The organism is Staphylococcus argenteus, assembly GCF_000236925.1.
Taxonomy (GTDB): domain Bacteria; phylum Bacillota; class Bacilli; order Staphylococcales; family Staphylococcaceae; genus Staphylococcus; species Staphylococcus argenteus.
Genome location: NC_016941.1, coordinates 1,266,164 through 1,286,577, shown reverse-complemented (window position 1 = coordinate 1,286,577; position 20,414 = coordinate 1,266,164). Strand labels below are relative to the sequence as shown.

17 protein-coding genes are annotated in these 20,414 nt (G+C 32.6%); 1 reads left to right on the top strand and 16 read right to left on the bottom strand.

Annotated features, from left to right (window positions below; genetic code table 11):
• Positions 1-175: 175 nt before the first annotated feature.
• The 4 genes from glnA to hflX form a co-directional block, all read right to left on the bottom strand.
• On the bottom strand, positions 176-1,516 hold the full coding sequence (gene glnA / locus SAMSHR1132_RS06020) for a type I glutamate--ammonia ligase (protein WP_001126603.1): 1,341 nt from the start codon (positions 1,514-1,516) through the stop codon (positions 176-178).
• Between the two features lie 18 nt (positions 1,517-1,534).
• Positions 1,535-1,903, bottom strand: coding sequence for a MerR family transcriptional regulator (locus SAMSHR1132_RS06015; RefSeq protein WP_000624945.1), 369 nt, complete (start codon positions 1,901-1,903; stop codon positions 1,535-1,537).
• Between the two features lie 243 nt (positions 1,904-2,146).
• Positions 2,147-3,385, bottom strand: coding sequence for a methionine gamma-lyase family protein (locus tag SAMSHR1132_RS06010; protein WP_000652057.1), 1,239 nt, complete (start codon positions 3,383-3,385; stop codon positions 2,147-2,149).
• A gap of 15 nt (positions 3,386-3,400) precedes the next feature.
• Positions 3,401-4,642, bottom strand: a complete 1,242-nt coding sequence (hflX, locus tag SAMSHR1132_RS06005) for a GTPase HflX (RefSeq protein WP_000068611.1) — start codon at positions 4,640-4,642, stop codon at positions 3,401-3,403.
• A gap of 111 nt (positions 4,643-4,753) precedes the next feature.
• Here hflX and SAMSHR1132_RS06000 point away from each other — a divergent pair, with 111 nt between their 5' ends.
• Complete coding sequence (locus SAMSHR1132_RS06000) at positions 4,754-5,230, top strand: glutathione peroxidase (RefSeq protein WP_000448087.1); 477 nt, start codon at positions 4,754-4,756, stop codon at positions 5,228-5,230.
• A gap of 232 nt (positions 5,231-5,462) precedes the next feature.
• Here the strand turns inward: SAMSHR1132_RS06000 and hfq are convergent, their stop codons facing one another.
• The 12 genes from hfq to miaB all read right to left on the bottom strand — a co-directional run bounded on the left by hfq (position 5,463) and on the right by miaB (position 20,399).
• The gene (gene hfq, locus SAMSHR1132_RS05995) at positions 5,463-5,696 is read right to left on the bottom strand and encodes an RNA chaperone Hfq (protein WP_000561354.1); all 234 of its coding nucleotides are present in this window, start codon (positions 5,694-5,696) and stop codon (positions 5,463-5,465) included.
• Positions 5,697-5,710: 14 nt separating this feature from the next.
• A complete protein-coding gene (gene miaA / locus SAMSHR1132_RS05990) occupies positions 5,711-6,646 on the bottom strand; it encodes a tRNA (adenosine(37)-N6)-dimethylallyltransferase MiaA (RefSeq protein WP_014373825.1) in 936 nt (311 codons plus the stop codon).
• A 17-nt stretch (positions 6,647-6,663) separates the two neighbouring features.
• The gene (locus SAMSHR1132_RS05985) at positions 6,664-7,578 is read right to left on the bottom strand and encodes an alpha/beta fold hydrolase (RefSeq protein WP_000818582.1); all 915 of its coding nucleotides are present in this window, start codon (positions 7,576-7,578) and stop codon (positions 6,664-6,666) included.
• A 149-nt stretch (positions 7,579-7,727) separates the two neighbouring features.
• Positions 7,728-9,401: a glycerol-3-phosphate dehydrogenase/oxidase gene (locus tag SAMSHR1132_RS05980; protein ID WP_001218605.1), complete on the bottom strand. Its 1,674-nt coding sequence runs from the start codon at positions 9,399-9,401 to the stop codon at positions 7,728-7,730.
• A gap of 157 nt (positions 9,402-9,558) precedes the next feature.
• Entirely contained in the window at positions 9,559-11,055 is a 1,497-nt protein-coding gene (gene glpK, locus SAMSHR1132_RS05975) for a glycerol kinase GlpK (RefSeq protein WP_000417386.1), read from the bottom strand.
• Between the two features lie 130 nt (positions 11,056-11,185).
• On the bottom strand, positions 11,186-12,004 hold the full coding sequence (locus SAMSHR1132_RS05970) for an MIP/aquaporin family protein (protein ID WP_001103746.1): 819 nt from the start codon (positions 12,002-12,004) through the stop codon (positions 11,186-11,188).
• Between the two features lie 517 nt (positions 12,005-12,521).
• Positions 12,522-13,064, bottom strand: a complete 543-nt coding sequence (locus tag SAMSHR1132_RS05965; RefSeq protein WP_031786963.1) for a glycerol-3-phosphate responsive antiterminator — start codon at positions 13,062-13,064, stop codon at positions 12,522-12,524.
• A 5-nt stretch (positions 13,065-13,069) separates the two neighbouring features.
• On the bottom strand, positions 13,070-15,076 hold the full coding sequence (gene mutL, locus SAMSHR1132_RS05960) for a DNA mismatch repair endonuclease MutL (protein ID WP_000516272.1): 2,007 nt from the start codon (positions 15,074-15,076) through the stop codon (positions 13,070-13,072).
• 12 nt (positions 15,077-15,088) lie between these two features.
• Positions 15,089-17,689 (bottom strand): DNA mismatch repair protein MutS, encoded by a 2,601-nt coding sequence (gene mutS, locus SAMSHR1132_RS05955; protein WP_000073329.1) that lies wholly within the window; start codon positions 17,687-17,689, stop codon positions 15,089-15,091.
• A 281-nt stretch (positions 17,690-17,970) separates the two neighbouring features.
• Positions 17,971-18,462: an energy coupling factor transporter S component ThiW gene (gene thiW, locus SAMSHR1132_RS05950; RefSeq protein WP_000842281.1), complete on the bottom strand. Its 492-nt coding sequence runs from the start codon at positions 18,460-18,462 to the stop codon at positions 17,971-17,973.
• Positions 18,463-18,488: 26 nt separating this feature from the next.
• On the bottom strand, positions 18,489-18,854 hold the full coding sequence (locus SAMSHR1132_RS05945) for a RicAFT regulatory complex protein RicA family protein (RefSeq protein WP_000288222.1): 366 nt from the start codon (positions 18,852-18,854) through the stop codon (positions 18,489-18,491).
• Positions 18,855-20,399 (bottom strand): tRNA (N6-isopentenyl adenosine(37)-C2)-methylthiotransferase MiaB, encoded by a 1,545-nt coding sequence (miaB, locus tag SAMSHR1132_RS05940; protein WP_001001512.1) that lies wholly within the window; start codon positions 20,397-20,399, stop codon positions 18,855-18,857.
• Between the last annotated feature and the right edge of the window lie 15 nt (positions 20,400-20,414).

Here is a 20,414-nt window from a genome sequence, read left to right as displayed (position 1 = left end):
TCCCCAGCTTTTCTAAAAATAAATACACAAAATACTTACTTGACCAAAACTTGACCAAATCCATTTTTTAACAAAAGTGGTCAAGTGAAATCCCATCTTTCCAAACCAAAAAAGAGCTAAAGCAAAATTGCTCTAGCCCTTGATATTACTGATTTCCCATCAATTGTTTAGCGTATTAATATTGCTTCATGTACTGATCTCTTTCCCATTCAGATACTTGAGTTCTGTAGTAATCCCATTCTATAGATTTAGAGTTAATAAATTGATTATAGATATGATTTCCTAAAGCTTTTTTGATAACTTCATTTTCACGCATTGCTTTTAATGCTGTGTAAAGTGTTGAAGGAAGGTCTTGAATGCCCACAGCTTCACGTTCTTCACGATTCATTTCGTAAATATTTTGGTTAACAGGTTCTGGAACTTTTAATTTATTTTTAATACCGTCTAAACCAGCTTCTAAAATTGCAGCTAACGCCATGTATGGGTTCGCAGCTGGGTCAACTGAACGTACTTCAATACGAGTTGATAATCCTCTTGAAGATGGTACACGGATTAAAGGTGAACGGTTTTTACCGCTCCATGCGATATAACATGGTGCTTCATAACCAGGTACTAAACGTTTATATGAGTTTACTAATGGGTTACAAACCGCTGTAAATCCACGTGCATTTTTAAGCACCCCAGCTGTAAATTGGTAAGCTGTTTCAGTTAAGCCCATTTCAGTATTCGGATCAAAGAATGCATTTTCTTTACCTTTGAATAATGAAACGTTAAAGTGCATACCGCTACCATTTACACCAAATAATGGTTTAGGCATGAATGTTGCATGTAAATTATGCTTACGTGCAATTGTTTTAACAACCAATTTAAATGTTTGGATGTTATCACATGCTGTAACTGCATCCGCATATTTAAAGTCAATTTCATGTTGACCAGGTGCAACTTCATGGTGACTTGCTTCGATATCGAAGCCCATATCCTCTAATTCTAGAACGATATCACGACGGCAGTTTTCACCTAAATCAGTTGGTGCTAAATCGAAATATCCACCATCATCATTAAGTTCTAAAGTTGGTTCCCCTTTTTCATCCAACTTGAACAAGAAGAATTCTGGTTCAGGCCCTAAGTTAAAGTCTGTGAAGCCTAAATCTTCCATTTCTTTTAATACACGTTTTAAGTTTGCACGTGGATCTCCTTCAAATGGTGTACCATCTGTTTTATATACATCACAAATTAAACGTGCTACTTTACCTTGACCAGCAGTCCATGGGAAGATTACCCAAGTATCTAAATCTGGATGTAAATACATATCAGATTCTTCGATACGTACGAAACCTTCGATAGAAGAACCGTCAAACATCATTTCGTTATCAAGTACTTTTTCTAATTGGCTTACAGGTACTTCAACGTTTTTAATTGTTCCTAAAATATCAGTGAATTGTAATCTTAAATATCTTACATTTTCCTCTTCTGCAAATTTACGAATGTCATCTTTAGTGAAAGTACGTTTTGGCATTTTAAAATCCTCCAAATTTTATTTAATAAATCGGGATAAATCACCACGATTTATTGGCAAAGTTTCTCCAATAGGCTTTTGCGTGGCATCTACAATCATCTTTTTTCTTATCTCTTGTTCATCAGTTGTTAAATGCTCTTGTGAGTCATAAATGATTTGTTTAATCCCTTTGATATTAAATCCTTTTTCTAAAAGTGATTTAATTTCTAGTAGTCTTTCCAAATCATTGAGTGAGAACAGACGTTTTTGACCTTCTGTTCTTTCAGGTTTGATGAGTTCATGTGTTTCGTAGTAACGAATTTGCCTAGGTGTTAAATCCGTTAACTTACTTACTACACTCATAGAGAAGACAGCCATATTTCGTCTGATTGCATCATTCGATATCATTGTTCCTCTCCTCTACTTTTGAACTTGTTAATAACTTATCATAATTTTTTTAGGATTACAAAAATATGTCAGGTTTTCTAACATAATCATTAAAACATTGATATGACTGTAATTGTGAACTCTAATATTCAATAAAATTACCTTCACCAAAAATATTTTTTCAATTTTTAAAAATAATCTGATAAATATCCGCAAAAAATTCCACCCAAAATACATTTTTCATTTAGGGTGAAATTCGATCAATTATATTAGCTCTTTTTCTTTTAATTGTTTAACAGCTCTTGTCACAGCAATTTTAACGTGTTCATACGTTAAACCACCTTGGACATAGGCTTCATAAGGAGGACGGATCGGACCATCTGCAGATAGTTCGATTGATGATCCTTGAATAAATGTACCAGCAGCCATAATAACATCATCTTCGTAACCCGGCATATAACTAGGTTCCGGACTAAAATGCGCATTGATTGGTGATGCATGTTGAATACTCTGACAAAATGAAATCATTTGTTCCTTTGTATCAAATTTAACTGTTTGAATTAAATCAGTTCGTTTTTCGTAGTATTTCGGCGTCGTGTTCATATTCATTTTTTCTAATAATAAACTAGTAAACAATGCACCTTTAAGACTTTGACTGACAACATGCGGCGCTAAAAAGAATCCTTGGTACATTTCAAGCAATGCATTTAGAGATGCACCCGCTTCTTTACCAATTCCTGGTGCTGTTAATCTGTATCCACATCTTTCAATTAAATCTTTTCTACCAGCAATATAACCACCAATTTTTGCTAAACCCCCACCAGGATTCTTAATCAATGACCCTGCTATTAAATCTGCACCACATTCAATAGGTTCACGTCTTTCAACAAATTCTCCATAACAGTTATCCACAAATATTAAAATATTAGGATGTACTTCTTTAACTCTCTTAATTGCATCTTCAATTTCATCAAGCGGAATAGATGGTCTTTGGTCATACCCTTTCGATCGTTGAATCGCAATGACTTTAGTACGTTCCGTAATACCTTCTAACACATTTTCGATATCAATCTTACCTTCATTAAGTGGGATATCTTTATACGATACCCCGTGTTCCATCAAACTTTCAATACCGTTCCCGTTTACACCAATGACTTCAAGCAATGTGTCATACGGGCTACCTGTGATATAAATCAGTTCATCACCATGTTTTAGTAAACTTTGTAATGCAATAGTAATCGCATGTGTGCCTGAAATGATTTGCGGACGTACAATAGCATCTTCTGCTTTAAATGTCTGTGCATATATTTCTTCTAAATGATCACGTCCAAAGTCATCATATCCGTATCCTGTTGACCCATGTAAATCACTTTCACTAGCTTTGACATGATGAAATGCATCTAGTACTTTTTCTTGGTTAAAATATGCTGTTTCTTCAATTTCTTTAAAATACGGTGCTAACGTTGATTCGACGTCGTCAACTATCTTACTTATATCTTTCATTTAAAATTCGTCCTTTTATTGTTTTTTAAAACCTTGTATACGATAAACATCTTCAATCTCATCAAATGTAAGCTCTGTCACTAAAGTATGTTGCTTTAAAAAGTATAGTCTATCAGCATTATTTGCAGTAACAGTTTCATCGTAATATGTTAATTGTCTTTTTAGTTCTTCAATGAATAATTCTTTAACTAGTTGTTTATCTGAATCATTTTTAGAAGAAACAAAAACATTTGGCAAATCACTAGCAGGTCTATTTGATTCAGGTTCACATAAATCACTCTTATTAAATATCACTATTTGAGGAATATGGTTCATATCTAATTGTTTAATTAAATCATTAACTGTATCATACTGTGTACGATATTCGGGATGACTACTATCAACCACATGAACTAATAAATCTGCACCTTTCGCTTCTTCTAAAGTTGATTTAAAGGCTGCAATTAGCGTTGTAGGCAGTTTTTGAATAAAACCAACAGTATCTGAAATAATTAAATTAAATCCATTATTGATTTGTATTTGTCGTGTTTTTGGATCTAGAGTTGCAAATAATTGATCTTTTTCATATGTTTCTTCATTTGCTAAAACGTTAAACCATGATGATTTACCAGCATTTGTATAGCCTACTAAAGCTACTTGAAACACTTGATTTTGATTTCTTTTATTGCGATATCTTTCACGATGCCCCTCAACTGTTTGTAATTGATGTTTAATTTCATTCATACGAGTCCGAATATGTCTTCGATCCATCTCTAACTTCGTCTCACCAGGCCCTCTAGTACCAATGCCCCCACCTAAACGCGACAAACTTTTACCATGGCCTTGCAATCTAGGTAATAAATAATCAAGTTGTGCTAGCTCTACTTGTAACTTACCTTCTTTGCTTCGCGCTCTTAATGCGAATATTTCAAGAATCAACTGAGTTCTATCAATAATTTTTACACCTAAAGCTTCATTTAATGATTTAGACTGTGCAGTCGTTAATTCGTCATTTGTAATAACTACATCTATATCTTTAAATTCAATAAATGCTTGAATTTCTTCAATTTTACCCTTACCAACATAGTATTTACGATCTACACGATCACGATTTTGCGTTATTTGTCCTAATACTTCAAGTTGGCAAGTTTCTGATAATGATGATAATTCTTCCATCGTAGACTCAAAATTAAATTGCTTATCATCTTGAGCATGTACACCGACTAAAACAGCTTTTTCTAGTTTATTTTTAGTATCATGAATTTGTTGCTGAGCCATGTTATACATCTCCTTAATAAATTCCTACTCAAAGTATTCTATCACAGAGTTTTACTAAAGACTATTGTGTGATTTTGTGGTACATTTTAAGTAAGTCGAAAGGATGATTCAATGGAGACAATATATGATTTTGTAGTAGAAACAAATAAAGGCGTTACATACAAATTAGAAGATTATAAAGGCGACGTTATGCTGATTGTGAATACAGCTAGTGAGTGTGCCTTCACTTCACAATTTGAAGGTTTACAAGCACTATATGAGAAATATAAAGACAAAGGATTTGTCGTTTTAGGTTTCCCTTGCAATCAGTTTGGTAATCAAGAACCTGGCTCAGGTGAAGAAGCTGCTCAAAACTGTAAATTAAACTATGGTGTCACTTTCCCTATGCATCAAAAGATTGATGTCAAAGGGGAACATCAATTTCCTTTATTCAGATATTTAACTGCAGCACAACATGGTTTCATTAATGAAAAGATTAAATGGAACTTCACTAAGTTTTTAGTTGACCGTGAAGGTAATGTAGTTAAGCGATTTGCACCACAGAAAAAACCTATTCAAATTGAAAAAGAAATCGAAAAGTTGCTATAATTTATTACTCTTCTCAAAAAATTAAGGCAAAATAAAACGCTTCATTTAAAGTCGTGTCTCATGTTGACTCGATTTTAAAATGAAGCGTTTTTATTACAAACATTCCTTTATTGTATCTTGTCATTTGAACATCAAATCATTGATGACCCATATGACTTCAATTCTATATCTATTTGCCATACTTCAAGTTTTATGTGCATAAACTATCATTTCATACACATTTGATTACAACTTATTCTTCACTTTCAGTAGATGCTTGAGCTTCAGATTCTACTGTATAAGTGCTGATCGCATGTTTGTAAATCAAGTGTTGTTTGCCTTGAGAATTTAAGCTTACGACATATTTGTCGAATTCTTCAATTACACCTTTCATTTGGAAACCGTTTAGAAAGAATACAGTTACTTCAGTTTGGTTTGCTTTAAAATTCTCTAGTGCTTTGTCTTGGATGTTTTCGTTTGCAATCATCTGTCGGACTCCTTTTACTTAATCTGGGTTGTAATCTCATCTAACATCATTTGAAGTGACATATTTTCTTTATCTAACCAATGAACATTCATTTTATTCTTGAACCATGTCATTTGTCGTTTTGCATATTGGCGTGAATGTTGCTTTAATTCATTGACAGCATCTTCATAAATCATTTGTCCGTTAATCACAGGTATTAATTCTTTATATCCAATAGCTTGCATACTTTGGCAAGATTCATAGCCTTGTTCAACAAGTTGTTGCACTTCTTTAAATAATCCGTGATCCAACATAATATCAACACGTTTATTTATTCTTGAATATAATGTTTTACGCGACATTTCAATCCCTATTAATAATGTATCATAATTTTCAGTAAATTGTTGCACTTTCTTGCGATTACTTAAAAGTTTTTTTGTTTTAAAATAATATTCAATGGCGCGCAACACTCTTTGTCGGTTGTTTTTATGAATATTTCCAGCAGATATTGCATCAAATTGCGCTAAATAATCATGCAATTGTTGATTGTTCAATTGTTCAATTTCTTTCATTTTTTTCTTTACAATTATTTCTTCTTCGGGTGTTATTGTTTCATCTTCTAATTCATAATTATAAATTAATGACTGAATATATAGTCCCGTCCCTCCAGCAATAATAGGGATTTTACCTCTTCTCGTAATATCATCGATTAACGCTTCAGCTAAATTTTTAAATTTGTATGCTGAAAATGCATCATCAGGATTTAAAATATCAATTAAATGATGTGGTACACCATCCATTTCTTCGGGCGTTACCTTTGCTGTTCCAATATCCATATACTTATATACTTGCATTGAATCTCCACTTATTATTTCTCCATCGATTCTTTTTGCAAGTTCAATGCTAAGTTCAGTTTTCCCCGAAGCAGTTGGACCTACTATAACCACAATAAAGGGTTTCTCTCTATTCATGTTTAATTCCACTTTCTTTATTTATTGTTAAATTGATTCAACCATTTAAATAAATCTTGCCAAATATTTTCATAATCTTTTTCAAATAAAACTTCATGTCGTTTATGGTGATAAAGATTAACTTTAACATTTTTAAGACCGGCTTTTCTATAAATATTCGCCAATTTTAAGATACCTTTTCCATAATCTCCTAAAGGATCATCATAACCTGAGACAAATAATATCGGCATTGCCTTATTTAATACTTTCATATGCTTTAATTGCGACGTACGCAACATATAATAAGCAGTTTCGTATAATAATTGATTCGACACATTAAATCCACTATAGGGATCTTTGACAAACTTATCTACTTCTACTGGATTACTAGAAATCCAATCGCTTTTCGTTCTTAATGGTCGGATTTTTTTGTTAAATGTATTCGACACTAATTTGTTAACCCATTCAACACGTTTGTCAGCTCCATAAATTTTTTTAATTATTTGTAATGCTTTAACAGTAGGCAATCCTTTCCACAATGGGTACATTCCTGTTCCACTTAAAACGAGTCCATCAACATATTTAGGATATGTTTCCACAAAAAGTCTCGCGATTATTGAACCCATTGAATGTCCAATTATAATATAGGGTTTATCGACATTGCCTCTCACAGTTTGCGCGACTTCAAATGCATCGCTGATTACCTGCTTCATATCATCATAATGACCTCTTGTGGATTCATCTATATTGATACCATGACCACGATGATTATGGCGTATTACATCAAATCCATACGCTGAAATTGCAGTGGCTAATTTATCATAACGTTCCAAATGCTCAGCCATACCATGAAAAATATGGACAATCCCTTTAGACTCAACATCAGTAAAATTTACTTTTACTTCTATATTCGTATTATCTTGAACTGTTAGTTTAAATTGTTTTTCAGCCATCGTATCACACCTTTTATAACAATTATTTAAAATCATTTTTTATTATTATCATACATATAGAATTAAATACTTTCAATTGTTGTTTGGAATCGATGCAAAAAAACTGATGCCCGAGAAAAAGGACACCAGTTTATCATGTTAAAATCAAATTATTCTTTTACAGCAGGTTGGTTATTTCCGTGTTGCGCTTCTTTAATTGCTTGTTCAACTTCTTCTGTATAAGCTTCAATTTGAGCTGGAGAATAATCAAGCATATCTGCCATAATATCGATGATACCATCTTTATAATCTAATACATCTTTAATATTGAAATACATTTTACCAGAACGACGAACTAAGAAGTCATTCGGTTTATAAACCATTTCTTGTTGAATACTATAAACAAGTTCTACATAAATTTCTAAAGGTAATTTACTATCATGATATTGTGAAGTTTGTGCAATATTAAATAATTCATCAACATTTGAACCATATTTACTTGCTAGTCGACGAGCAACATTTTCATCGATACCAAATCCTTTAGCAACATCAACTTTTTGTTCTACAAATGCATCAAAGTTCTTGCTGCCGCCAACATCTCCACCTGAAATTGCAAGTCCTTTTGTATTACATGGACTAAATGATAAACCGTAGTCTTTTTTCAAGCGTTTTGATACTAAATCAACGATGTCTTGAGCCATGTGACGATAGCCTGTTAATTTACCACCCGCAATTGTTAATAGACCAGATTTACCTTCCCAAATTTCATCTTTACGAGAGATTTCAGAAGGGTCTTTACCTTCTTCATAAATTAACGGTCGAATGCCAGCCCATGTAGACTCAATATCTTCATCTTTAACATTAACACTTGGGAACATGTAATTAATCGCATCAATTAAATAATCTCTATCTTCTTGGGTTGTTAATGGCGAAGACTTGATATTATCATAAAATGTATCTGTAGTTCCTACATATGCTTTCCCTTCACGTGGAATTGCGAAAATCATACGTCCATCTTTTTCAGTATCAAAGTATACTGCTTGACCTAATGGGAATTTTGATTGATCAATAACAACGTGTACACCTTTAGTTAAACGTAATTTTTTATTATTTCGAGCATAGTCACCGCTTCTGACATCATCAACCCAAGGACCCGCTGCATTAACCACTTTTTTAGCTTTAATTGTGTAATTTTCATTAGTTAACTTATCTATAACTTTAACACCATTTACTTGTTGATTTTGATCATAAGTAAAATGTTCAGATTTAGTATAGTTTATAATTTCAGCACCTTTTTCGGCTGCACGTTTCATAACTTCAATTGTTAAACGCGCGTCATCTGTACGGTATTCAACATAATAACCGCCACCTTTTAGTCCATCTTTTTTAACTAATGGCTCTTTAGCTAAAGTTTCTTTTTTAGATAACATTTTTTTACGTTCAGATTTTTTAACTCCAGCTAATCGATCATACATACCTAAGCCAATTGAAGTTGAAAACTTACCAAATGTACCGCCTTTATGCATTGGTAAAAGCATCCACTCAGGTGTTGTAACATGTGGACCATTTTCATAAACAATGGCACGTTCTTTACCTGTTTCAGCTACTACACCAATTTGAAATTGTTTTAAATAACGTAAACCACCATGAACTAATTTCGTAGATCTAGAACTAGTACCTTGAGCAAAGTCTTGCATTTCAACTAATGCAACTTTCATACCACGTTCACTTGCATCCAATGCTATACCTGCCCCTGTAATACCGCCACCGATAATTACTAAATCATATTCTTCATTTCTTAAGTTCTTTTTAATATGTTCTCTCTTAAAAGTAGACAATGCCATTCCAAAACGCCTCCTAAAAATATATAAAACGAGAGACTTGTCCAACACAAACAATCTTTAAATTGTACATGTACGAACAAATCTCTCGCTTCTCGATTCAAATATTAACTTAAATTTATTGTATCACAATGTTTAACCAAAAGTCTAATCTATAAAATTACTCTGTTTTAAAAACTTGTGTTGCTTCTACAGCTTTTTTCCAACCTCTGTATAATTTTTCTCTTTCGCCTTCATCCATTTTTGGATCAAATTTTTCTTCCAATTTCCAGTTCTTAGCGATATCATCTTTACTATCCCAGAATCCTACAGCTAATCCAGCTAAATAAGCAGCACCTAAAGCTGTAGTTTCTTGGATTTCCGGTCTTTCAACTGACGTGTTAACAATATCGGCTTGGAACTGCATAATAAAGTTATTTTTAACTGCACCACCATCAACACGTAGACTTTGAACATCAATTCCAGAATCTTTAGACATTGCTTCCATAACATCACGTGTTTGGTAACATAATGATTCTAAAGTAGCTCGAATGAAATGTTCTTTTTCAGTACCACGTGTTAAGCCAAAAATGGCACCTCTTGCTTCTGAGTCCCAATACGGAGTACCTAAGCCTACAAAGGCAGGTACAACATATACACCTTCAGTAGAGTCTACTCTTGTCGCATAACTTTCTGATTGAGGCGCAGAATTAATCATTCTTAAACCATCACGTAACCATTGAATTGCTGAACCGGATACAAAAATCGATCCTTCAAGCGCATAGTTTACTTTGCCATCAATACCATATGCAATTGTTGTTAATAGCCCACTATCAGACTTAACTGCTTTTTCACCAGTATTCATCAACATAAATCCACCAGTGCCATATGTGTTTTTCACATCTCCACGCTCAAAGCATGCTTGCCCGAACAATGCTGCTTGTTGGTCTCCAGCTACCCCTGCAATTGGCACTTCTTGACCATAGAAATGATAATCAATTGTTTTTCCATAAATTTCACTAGAAGGTTTAACTTCTGGCAACATATTTTTAGGAACTGTTAATAATTCTAATAATTCGTCGTCCCATTTTAAATCATGGATATTAAACATTAACGTACGACTCGCATTTGAATAATCTGTAATATGTGCAGCTTTACCTGATAATTTCCAAACTAACCAAGTATCAATTGTTCCAAACAATAAATCTCCATTTTCTGCTTTTTCACGAGCGCCTTCTACATTATCTAAAATCCATTTGACTTTAGTTCCCGCAAAATATGGATCTAACAACAATCCTGTTTTATCTCTAAACGTTTGCTCATAACCTTGTTGTTTCAATTCTGAACAAATCGATTGTGTTTGACGAGATTGCCATACAATTGCATGATAAATTGGACGTCCCGTATGTTTATCCCAAACTACTGTTGTTTCACGTTGGTTTGTAATACCAATACCTGCAATTTGATCAGCTCTAACATCATTTTCATTAATAACTTCAGTCATAACTGCTAAAACAGATGTCCAAATTTCATTCGCATCATGTTCGACCCAACCTGATTGAGGAAAATACTGTTTAAATTCACGCTGTGCTACCCCTGAAATTTCACCTTTTTGATTAAATAAAATTGCTCTTGAACTTGTTGTTCCTTGGTCTATTGATAAAATGTATTTTTCCATTAGTAGTGTCTCCTTTATCATTTAAAATAATCGCTAACCCATTGTACAAAATCTGTTAAATTTTGGCGAAAAAATAGCATAATTCATGAATAAAACATGTTAAATTATGCTATTTACATTTCTTTTTATTTTAGTAAATTGATTCAATATCACCTTTTTTAGATGATTTATTTAAGATGTAACCTAAAATCAAAGTAATAATGACTACAACGATTGCAATTGCACAACCAATATTAAACGTGTGTTTATAAAATACAGCATAAACGACTGCACCCAATAATCCACCTGCGATTGGTCCTAAAATTGGAACAATTGCATAAGACCAATTTGATCCGCCTTTACCTGCAATAGGTAAAATAGCATGTGCAATTCTTGGCCCTAAATCACGAGCAGGGTTGATTGCATAACCTGTTGCGCCACCTAAACTTAAACCAATTGCTACAATTAATGCGCCTACGATTAAAGGATTTAATCCATCAGCAATTTTGTTTACACCAATAAATAAAATACCTAAAGTTAACGCCATTGTACCAATAATCTCACTCAAAAAGTTTGCAAAATAGTTCTTAATTGCTGGCGCAGTTGAGAATACACCTAATTTTGCGCCCGCTTCCTCTGTTGCTTTCCAATGTGGTAAGTACATTAACCATACAATCGTTGCTCCGACAATCGCACCTAACATTTGTGCAACAATATAACCAGGAACTAATGCCCAATCGAAACTTCCATCTAATGCAAGTGCTAAAGATACCGCTGGGTTTAAATGTGCACCAGAGAATTGACCGACTGCATACACACCCATTGTAACCGCTAATCCCCATCCAGCAGTGATAACGATCCAATCAGCGCCATTCGCTGCACTTCGCTTTAAATTGACATTGGCACAAACGCCTCCACCAAAAAGGATTAAGATTGCAGTTCCAAGGAATTCTGCTAAATATACATTCATATTAAATGTCCTCCCAAAAGATAAAGAGACTCCTACACTAGCAGTTTGGCTCGTAGAAATCTCCCGTCTCTATTCTATGTATTAACTTGTATTATATTTGTTATGATACTATCGTTATGAAAGCGTTGTCAATAATTTTCGTAAAAATTTTGTCAAATTTAATTTTTCAAGCCTTTATAAAAGTAGTTTAATTATAAAAGTGTAAAAAATACATGCCTTAAAGTTGTTTTGTGCATTGTGAATTTTTGCATTGACCTTTTGTTGTAATCTAATGTGCCGAATTTTGATGTAGATAAATAAACATCTCTAAAACGCTTTGATATAAAACGAATTAGAGATGTATTTTAAGATTTCTCAATGTTTGTGTGTTTGTGTGAATGAACTTCCGCTATTGAACTCAATAGTCCAATTTGATTGAGCCACTTTGATTTAATATCAATTGCAACTATCACTATCGCAATTTGACGATTCAAATTTGACGAATAACATAGTCAACAATCTAGCTCAATTGAATATGTTACCACAGTTTTTCATAACTAGTCGTTACATATTTCGCGCCATTCTCCACAGCTTCTTCAACTTCTTCAATCGTGTCAATTAAACCACCTGCAATAACTTGAGTATTAGTTTCCTTTTGAATATGGTGTATTGCCTTACTAGCAACACCAGGAAGTACTTCTACGAAGTCAGGCTCAACTTTTTTAATTAAATCAATGCTTCGTTTTAATGCTTGACTATCGATGATAAACACTCGGAAAATAGTTAACGTGTTTAATGACTTAGCCTTTTTGATTACTTTCGATTTAGTGGATACAATGCCTTTGGGCTTATATTGCTGAATAATAAATTCACTTGCGTATTCATCATGGCTTAAACCTTTAATTAAATCAATGTGAATGAAACACTCAATTTCGTTTTGTTTAAGCAATTCCATTATGCTTTTAATGTGTCCAATATGCATATCAAGTAGCACACACATTTTATGTTCTGTTTTAATTAATTTCTCTAAATCTTTAATATTTCTAATAGCAGGTAGTATGCTGTTATTCACTTGATTCATCCTCTCTACATTACACGCTTGAACAATTTTTCTAATTCATACTTTGAAAAATTAATAATAATTGGGCGACCATGCGGACATGTAAATGGATCTTCCGCTTCTCGTAATTGATCAATCAAATCTGACATTTCATTTTTTTGCAAATAATGATTGGCTTTAATCGATTTTTTACAAGACATCATAATTGCAACTTCTTCGCGCAATTTTTTAATATCAACTTTTTTCTCTTCTAAAATTAACTCAATCATATCTTTAATTATTTCTTCAACTTCATCTTTAGGAAACCAAACTGGATAACTGCTTACAATATAATCATGACCTCCAAAATGTTCCAATACAATACCTACACGTTGAAGTTCGTTTTTATATTGATCAATAATTAACTGCTCATCTTTGGAAAAATGGAACGTCAAAGGAATCAATAGATCCTGAACTTCATTTGTAACTTCACCAATTTTATCTCGAAAATACTCATATTTAATTCTTTCTTGTGCCGCATGCTGATCAATCATATACATACCAAATTCATTTTGAGCAATGATATAAGTTCCATGTACTTGACCAACTATTTCCATATAAGGTATACGGCGTTTGGGGTCTTTACTTTTCGTTCCTTTTATATCGCTTGCATCATAATAATCATTCGGTGAATAGTTTTCAAAACTTTGCTCAGAACTTTCTTCTTGTCGTTCGGAAGTTTGGTCCATTTGCTGTAAAATTTCTTGTTGTTTTTTGAAGTAGTCTTCGTCTTTTTCACGTGTATTATTATAAGCGCCTACTTCATCTTCTTCTATTAAACTTTCAGATGTTTTAGTTACAAATGGATTGTAATCGTCGTTTGAATCTGAAACGTGAAATTTTGTTTCCTGTTTAACTTGCTCACTATTATTTTTTTCAAAAATATCAGATTTGTCTTGAGTCTCATTTCCTTTTTGTCTTTGTTCGAATTCAATCTTCTGTTGCTCAAATGATTGCAATACTTTATTCTTTTTCGGTACATTATCTAAATTATTTTTAGGAATTAAAATACGATCCTTAAAAGCTTCTTGTATTTTATTAACAATTAATCGATAAAGTTGTTCTTCTTTCGAGAGACGTACTTCTAATTTAGTAGGGTGTACATTGACATCTACTAAAATCGGGTCCATTTCAATATTAATATAACAAATCGGAAATCTACCAATTGTTAATAGTGTATGGTAACCTTCTAAAATTGCTTTATTTAACATGAAATTTTTAATATAACGTCCATTAATAAAAATTGAGATATAATGCTTATTACTTCTAGAATGTTCAGGTTTAGCGACAAAACCTTCAATATGATAATCGCTAGTATCACCAGAAATATGTACTAAATCTCGAGCTACTTTCATTCCGTAAATTTCTGCCATCACTTCATTCGTGCGCCCTGATCCGTTTGTACTTAACATTGTTTTACCATCAGAAATAAGCGATATACGAATATCAGGATGACTCATTGCCATTCTATTAACGATATCAGTAATTTTACCTAATTCTGTATATAAACTTTTGATATACTTTAAACGTGCTGGCGTATTATAAAATAATGACTCTACAAGTATATCTGTGCCTTTTTTGGCTTTGGCAGGCTTATGATTTAAAATTTCACCATTTTCAACATAAATTTCATTTCCATTAGCATTATCAGTACATGTTTTTAGTGTTACTTTTGCAACTGATGAAATACTAGCCAATGCTTCTCCACGAAATCCTAAAGTTCTAATATGGAATAAATCTTCATCTTGGTCTAATTTACTTGTCGCATGTCGATGAAAGACTAATCCTAAGTCTTCAGCTTCAATGCCACTTCCGTTATCGACAACACGTATAGATTGAACACCTGATTCTTCCACTTCAATACTTATTTCTGTGGCACCTGCATCGATTGCATTTTCTAGAAGCTCTTTAACAACTGAACTAGGTCTCTCAACTACTTCTCCTGCTGCGATTTTATTTGCTAATGAGGTTTGGAGTTCTTTAATTTTCCCCATTTTGCAACACCTCTATTTTAATTGATTTTGTAATTCACTTAATTTCAACAATGCTTCAATTGGCGTCATGTTTGATAAATTCAAATTTTTAATTTCTAATTCAATTTCACTTTGTTGCTCGGTTTTAAACAAATCGAATGAAGCTTGTTCAAAGTCTTTTTGTGATATATCTTTAGTATTTGTTTTTGATTCAACTTGTATGATCTCATCCGCATTTTTAGTTATTTCGGGATTTATTTGTTTTTTTCCGGCAGTTTCTTCAAAATCATTCAAAATAACTTGTGCTCGGTTTATAACTTTTTCAGGTAAATCAGCTAATTTAGCAACTTGAATACCGTAACTATCGTCAACTGCTCCATCTTTAACCTTATGCAGGAATATAAGTTCACCTTTATATTCATTTGCAGCAACATGAACATTTTTTAGACTTGGTAATGCTTGATCTAAAGTAGTTAATTCATGATAATGCGTAGAGAATAATGTCTTTGCATGAGATGTTTCGGCTACATATTCAATCATAGCTTGCGCTAATGCTAAACCGTCATAAGTTGATGTACCACGACCAATTTCATCAAAAATAATCAAACTATCTTCAGTCGCATATGTCAAAGCTTTTTGAGCTTCTAACATTTCCACCATAAATGTACTCTTACCTGAAACTAAATCATCTGCTGCTCCAATTCTCGTGAAAATTTGATCAAATATTGGTAAAACAGCTTCTTGGCATGGAACATATGCGCCCATTTGTGCCATGATACTAATAATGGCAACTTGTCTCATATACGTTGATTTACCAGACATATTCGGACCTGTAATAAGATAAATAAATGTCTCATTATCTAAGCGACAATCGTTTGGAACATAATCATTATAATCCATTACTCGTTCTACAACTGGATGTCTTGATTCAATTAAATTTAAAGTCTTATTATCACTGAATGTTGGTCTTGTATAATTATATTTTTGTGCTATTTCTGCAAAACTTTGTAAACAATCCAGCTCTGAAATAATTTTAGCCTGTTGTTGCAATCGTTCTGTATATTTTTTTACTTCTTCACGTAATTGTACAAACAACTGGTATTCTAATTCAATTGCTTTATCTTCTGCACCTAAAATAATGTCCTCTTTTTCTTTAAGCTCATCTGTAATAAAACGTTCCGCGTTTGATAAAGTCTGTTTTCTCATATAACCAAAATTACTTGGTTCAAAATTTTGTAAATTCGCACGCGTAATTTCTATAAAATAGCCAAACACTTTATTAAAACTTATTTTTAATGATTTAATACCAGTACGTTGTCTTTCTTTAGCTTGTAACTCTGCTAACCAAGTTTTACCATTTTTTGATGCTTCAAGATATTCATCTAATTGCATATTAAATCCAACTTTAAACAATCCACCATCTTTAACAGAGATAGGAGGTTCTTCAACTAAACTTTGTTCTAAAACTTCAAGTAAATCATCTAATGGTTCTAGTTGATTTACTTGTTCTATCGTTTCTTGATTCATAGAATTTAATAAAGCTTTAATATTCGGAATTTCTGAAATTGAATGTTTAAGTTGAATTAAATCTCTCGCATTGACATTACCATAACTTACACGCCCTACAAGTCGCTCAATATCATAAACTTGATTAAGATAATTTCTAAGAGTATCTCTTTCTATAAAATGTTTGCTGAACTCATCAACAATATCTAATCTTGATTCTATTTGTTGTTTATTTATCAATGGTCTATCAATCCATTGTTTTAAACGGCGCGCTCCCATTGGCGTTTTAGTTTCATCCATTAACCATAGTAACGTGCCTTTTTTCGATTTTAATCTAATACTTTCTGTAAGTTCAAGATTTCTTTTTGCATAAAAATCCATCTTCATGTAATCTATTGCTGCATATTGAACAACATCTTCTATGTGTGATAAATCACGTTTTTGTGTATGGTGAATATAATCTAACAATAATTGTGTTGCTTGATACATCAATTGATGCTCAGATTGATTCACACTATATATTTCTGTTGACAAAGTATCTCTAATTGTAATTGTCTCTGTCACCATATTAATTTGTCTCTTTAAATGCTCTGACAAACTTTCATTAACGACGACTTCATTTGGGTTTATAGTTGTAATTTCATTTAATAAAGTTGCTTCATCATTAAAGTACGTCACTTTTAGTTCACCGGTAGAAACATCGCAGTAACTAAGGGCAATTTCAGGCTGTTGCATTACAAAGCTCAAAATATAGTTATTCTGTTTATCATCAACGCCACCTTGCTCCATAACAGTACCTGGTGTAACAATTCTTACCACTTCGCGTCTAACCATACCCTTTATTTGCTTAGGATCTTCCATTTGCTCACAAATTGCCACTTTATAACCATTATTAACAAGCGTATCGATATAACTGTCTGCCGAATGGTATGGTACTCCACACATTGGAATAGGATTTTCTTTTTTGGCATCTCTTTTAGTTAATGTAATTTCAAGTACTCGTGATGCTTCTTTGGCATCCTCATAAAACATTTCATAGAAATCTCCAAGTCTGAAAAATAATAAACAATCTTGGTATTCTGATTTTATTTTTAAATATTGCTGCATCATTGGTGTAACATTAGACATATTATTTTTTCACAACCCTTGTCTCTTTTAAAATTTGTCTATATAATTTTTTCATTTATATGCTTTCTAAATATTAATTATTTAACTTGTATATTTTAACATACTTACTTTTACAAACCTATTCATACCATATAACAAGAAAACGCCTCAAACCTTTAATTTAAAGTAAAACATGTATTGAAAATTCATTCAAAATTCTAACATGTTTTAAGTATGATAAAGGTAAGGGCGTTCAAAATCAATATGTACAATGATTCGAATCGAAACCATTTATTATAAGATTATTTTAAAAACTTTTGGAGTATTCCACGTTTTTTTAAAGTTATTAATAAGAAATAACTTACAATTGAACCAATAGCACTTGAGACTATAAATGTAATCATTAAAGGTTTAATAAAGAAATCTTGGAGCCCGATTACGTATGCTAATGGTATGCAAACTAAACTGCCAATAACGCCAGTTCCTAGAACTTCACCGACCGCTGCCATAAATATGTGCTTGCGATAAATATAAAACATACTTGCCAATAAAACACCAATCATACTTCCTGGAAATGCAAACGCTGTTCCTGTGCCAAAAAGAACTCTTAGAATTGATGATATAAGGGCTTGTGCTAATCCATACCAAGGACCAACTATTACAGCACTTAATACATTAACAAAATGCTGTACTGGTGCTGCTTTGACTGGGCCTAACGGAATGATGATAATACTGCTTAATACAACATTTATTGCAATTAAAAGTGCAGTTATAGCCAGTTTTCTTGATTTCATATGATTGTTCTCCTTTTTGTTTGTTATTAATCACTATGTTTGGCTTTATTATGATCATTTAAACGCGTTTCCATTGTAGATATAAACAATTGAAGTAATTGATTCGCTTCAAATTGAGAAGTTTGAAATTGCTCAACTATAGGTAGGGTATTTATTTCTGTTTCAATATCATGGATAGTATGTTCTGATTGAGCTAACGCATTTTGCTTTCCATAATTTTGAAAGTTTACAGCTTGCTTTTGTTGCTTTTTTAAAATATCCATTTTTTTCTGTATCTTTTGATTACGATGAATTTGCGCTTCTATTTGTTGATACGTTTTGATAGTTTCCAAATCTTTAATTTTATTTGCAATAGTATTCGCTTGTTGTAATACATCGTTTTTAGTATACATTTATTGAATCACCATTTCTGTATTCACTTCTTTAATAAAGCTGCCATTTAACGAATATTGTTTTGCTTCGTCTATATGCACTTCAACTAATTTTCCAACCATTTCTTTGGGCGCTTTAAAATTCACAAGTTTATTTTTATCGGTATAACCAGCAAGAACTTCTTCATCTTTTTTACTACTACCTTCACACAATACTGTAACTGTTTGACCTTCATACTTACTCATAGCCATTTGTGAATAATGACCAACCATTTTATTCAAACGTTGTAGTCGTTCCTTTTTAACATCTAAAGGTACATTATCTTTCATTTTTGCTGCCGGTGTACCATCTCGCTGAGAATACAAATACGTATATGCATGTTCAAACTTAACTTCATCATATAGCGTTAATGTTTCCTCGAATTGTTCTTCTGATTCATTTGGATAACCTACAATGATATCAGTTGTTAAAGCTACATTAGGAATTCTTTCTTTAATTCGTTTCACTAAGTCCAAATAGCTCTCACGCGTATACTTTCTACCCATAATTTTTAACACTGCATTATTACCAGATTGTACTGGTAAATGTATATGAGGCACAATATTTCCACCTTCAGCAATAACATCTATCATATGATCAGTAAAATCCCAAGGATGACTCGTAGTGAAACGAACTCTAGGAATTGCTATTTTAGAGATTGCCTCTAAAAGGTCTCCTAAGTCATATTGCATATCCTGTAAATCTTTACCATATGAATTAACATTTTGACCTAACAACGTAATCTCTTTGTATCCTTCGCGAGCAAGTTCACGAACCTCATCAATAATATCTTCTGGTCTACGACTACGCTCTTTACCTCTTGTAAATGGTACAATGCAATATGTACAAAACTTATCGCAACCATACATAATATTTACCCAAGCTTTAATATTACCTTGTCGTACTTTCGGAAGATTTTCAATAACATCTCCCTCTTTTGACCATACTTCTACAACCATTGCCTTTGATAAATATGCCTCTTCTAAGATTTCTGGCAAATGATGTATGTTGTGTGTTCCAAAAATCATATCGACATTTTGATAAGATTTTAAAATCTTATTCACAACTGATTCTTCTTGTGACATACATCCACAAACGCCAATCAATATGTCTGGACGTTCTTTTTTCAAATGTTTTAAGTTACCGATCTCACTAAATACTTTATTTTCTGCATTCTCTCTAATTGCACATGTATTAATTAAAATAACATCAGCTACATTTATATCACTTGTAGCTTGATAACCAAGTGCTTCAAGTATACCTGCGATGACTTCTGTGTCATGCGCATTCATTTGACAACCATACGTTTTAATTAAAAATGTACGATCGTTCCCCATCCCACGATATTTCTCATCAATTTGAAAATCTCTATTATAACGAACTTCTTGTTTACCACGTTTCTTTGCTTCTTTTAAACTCGGCGGTTGGTAAACATGTTCAAAATATTTGCTATAATCTTTTTCAGCTTTCTTATCTCTTTCAGCTAAAACATCTAAAGAACTTGCTTTTCTTTGCTCTTCGTTCACTTTACAAAATCCTTT

What these genes read in the sequence shown, in the direction of transcription:
- glnA (WP_001126603.1), bottom strand. Translation starts at nt 1,516, where the DNA reads ATGCCAAAACGTACTTTCACTAAAGATGACATTCGTAAATTTGCAGAA.
- SAMSHR1132_RS06015 (WP_000624945.1), bottom strand. Translation starts at nt 1,903, where the DNA reads ATGATATCGAATGATGCAATCAGACGAAATATGGCTGTCTTCTCTATG.
- SAMSHR1132_RS06010 (WP_000652057.1), bottom strand. Translation starts at nt 3,385, where the DNA reads ATGAAAGATATAAGTAAGATAGTTGACGACGTCGAATCAACGTTAGCA.
- hflX (WP_000068611.1), bottom strand. Translation starts at nt 4,642, where the DNA reads ATGGCTCAGCAACAAATTCATGATACTAAAAATAAACTAGAAAAAGCT.
- SAMSHR1132_RS06000 (WP_000448087.1), top strand. Translation starts at nt 4,754, where the DNA reads ATGGAGACAATATATGATTTTGTAGTAGAAACAAATAAAGGCGTTACA.
- hfq (WP_000561354.1), bottom strand. Translation starts at nt 5,696, where the DNA reads ATGATTGCAAACGAAAACATCCAAGACAAAGCACTAGAGAATTTTAAA.
- miaA (WP_014373825.1), bottom strand. Translation starts at nt 6,646, where the DNA reads ATGAATAGAGAGAAACCCTTTATTGTGGTTATAGTAGGTCCAACTGCT.
- SAMSHR1132_RS05985 (WP_000818582.1), bottom strand. Translation starts at nt 7,578, where the DNA reads ATGGCTGAAAAACAATTTAAACTAACAGTTCAAGATAATACGAATATA.
- SAMSHR1132_RS05980 (WP_001218605.1), bottom strand. Translation starts at nt 9,401, where the DNA reads ATGGCATTGTCTACTTTTAAGAGAGAACATATTAAAAAGAACTTAAGA.
- glpK (WP_000417386.1), bottom strand. Translation starts at nt 11,055, where the DNA reads ATGGAAAAATACATTTTATCAATAGACCAAGGAACAACAAGTTCAAGA.
- SAMSHR1132_RS05970 (WP_001103746.1), bottom strand. Translation starts at nt 12,004, where the DNA reads ATGAATGTATATTTAGCAGAATTCCTTGGAACTGCAATCTTAATCCTT.
- SAMSHR1132_RS05965 (WP_031786963.1), bottom strand. Translation starts at nt 13,064, where the DNA reads ATGAATCAAGTGAATAACAGCATACTACCTGCTATTAGAAATATTAAA.
- mutL (WP_000516272.1), bottom strand. Translation starts at nt 15,076, where the DNA reads ATGGGGAAAATTAAAGAACTCCAAACCTCATTAGCAAATAAAATCGCA.
- mutS (WP_000073329.1), bottom strand. Translation starts at nt 17,689, where the DNA reads ATGTCTAATGTTACACCAATGATGCAGCAATATTTAAAAATAAAATCA.
- thiW (WP_000842281.1), bottom strand. Translation starts at nt 18,462, where the DNA reads ATGAAATCAAGAAAACTGGCTATAACTGCACTTTTAATTGCAATAAAT.
- SAMSHR1132_RS05945 (WP_000288222.1), bottom strand. Translation starts at nt 18,854, where the DNA reads ATGTATACTAAAAACGATGTATTACAACAAGCGAATACTATTGCAAAT.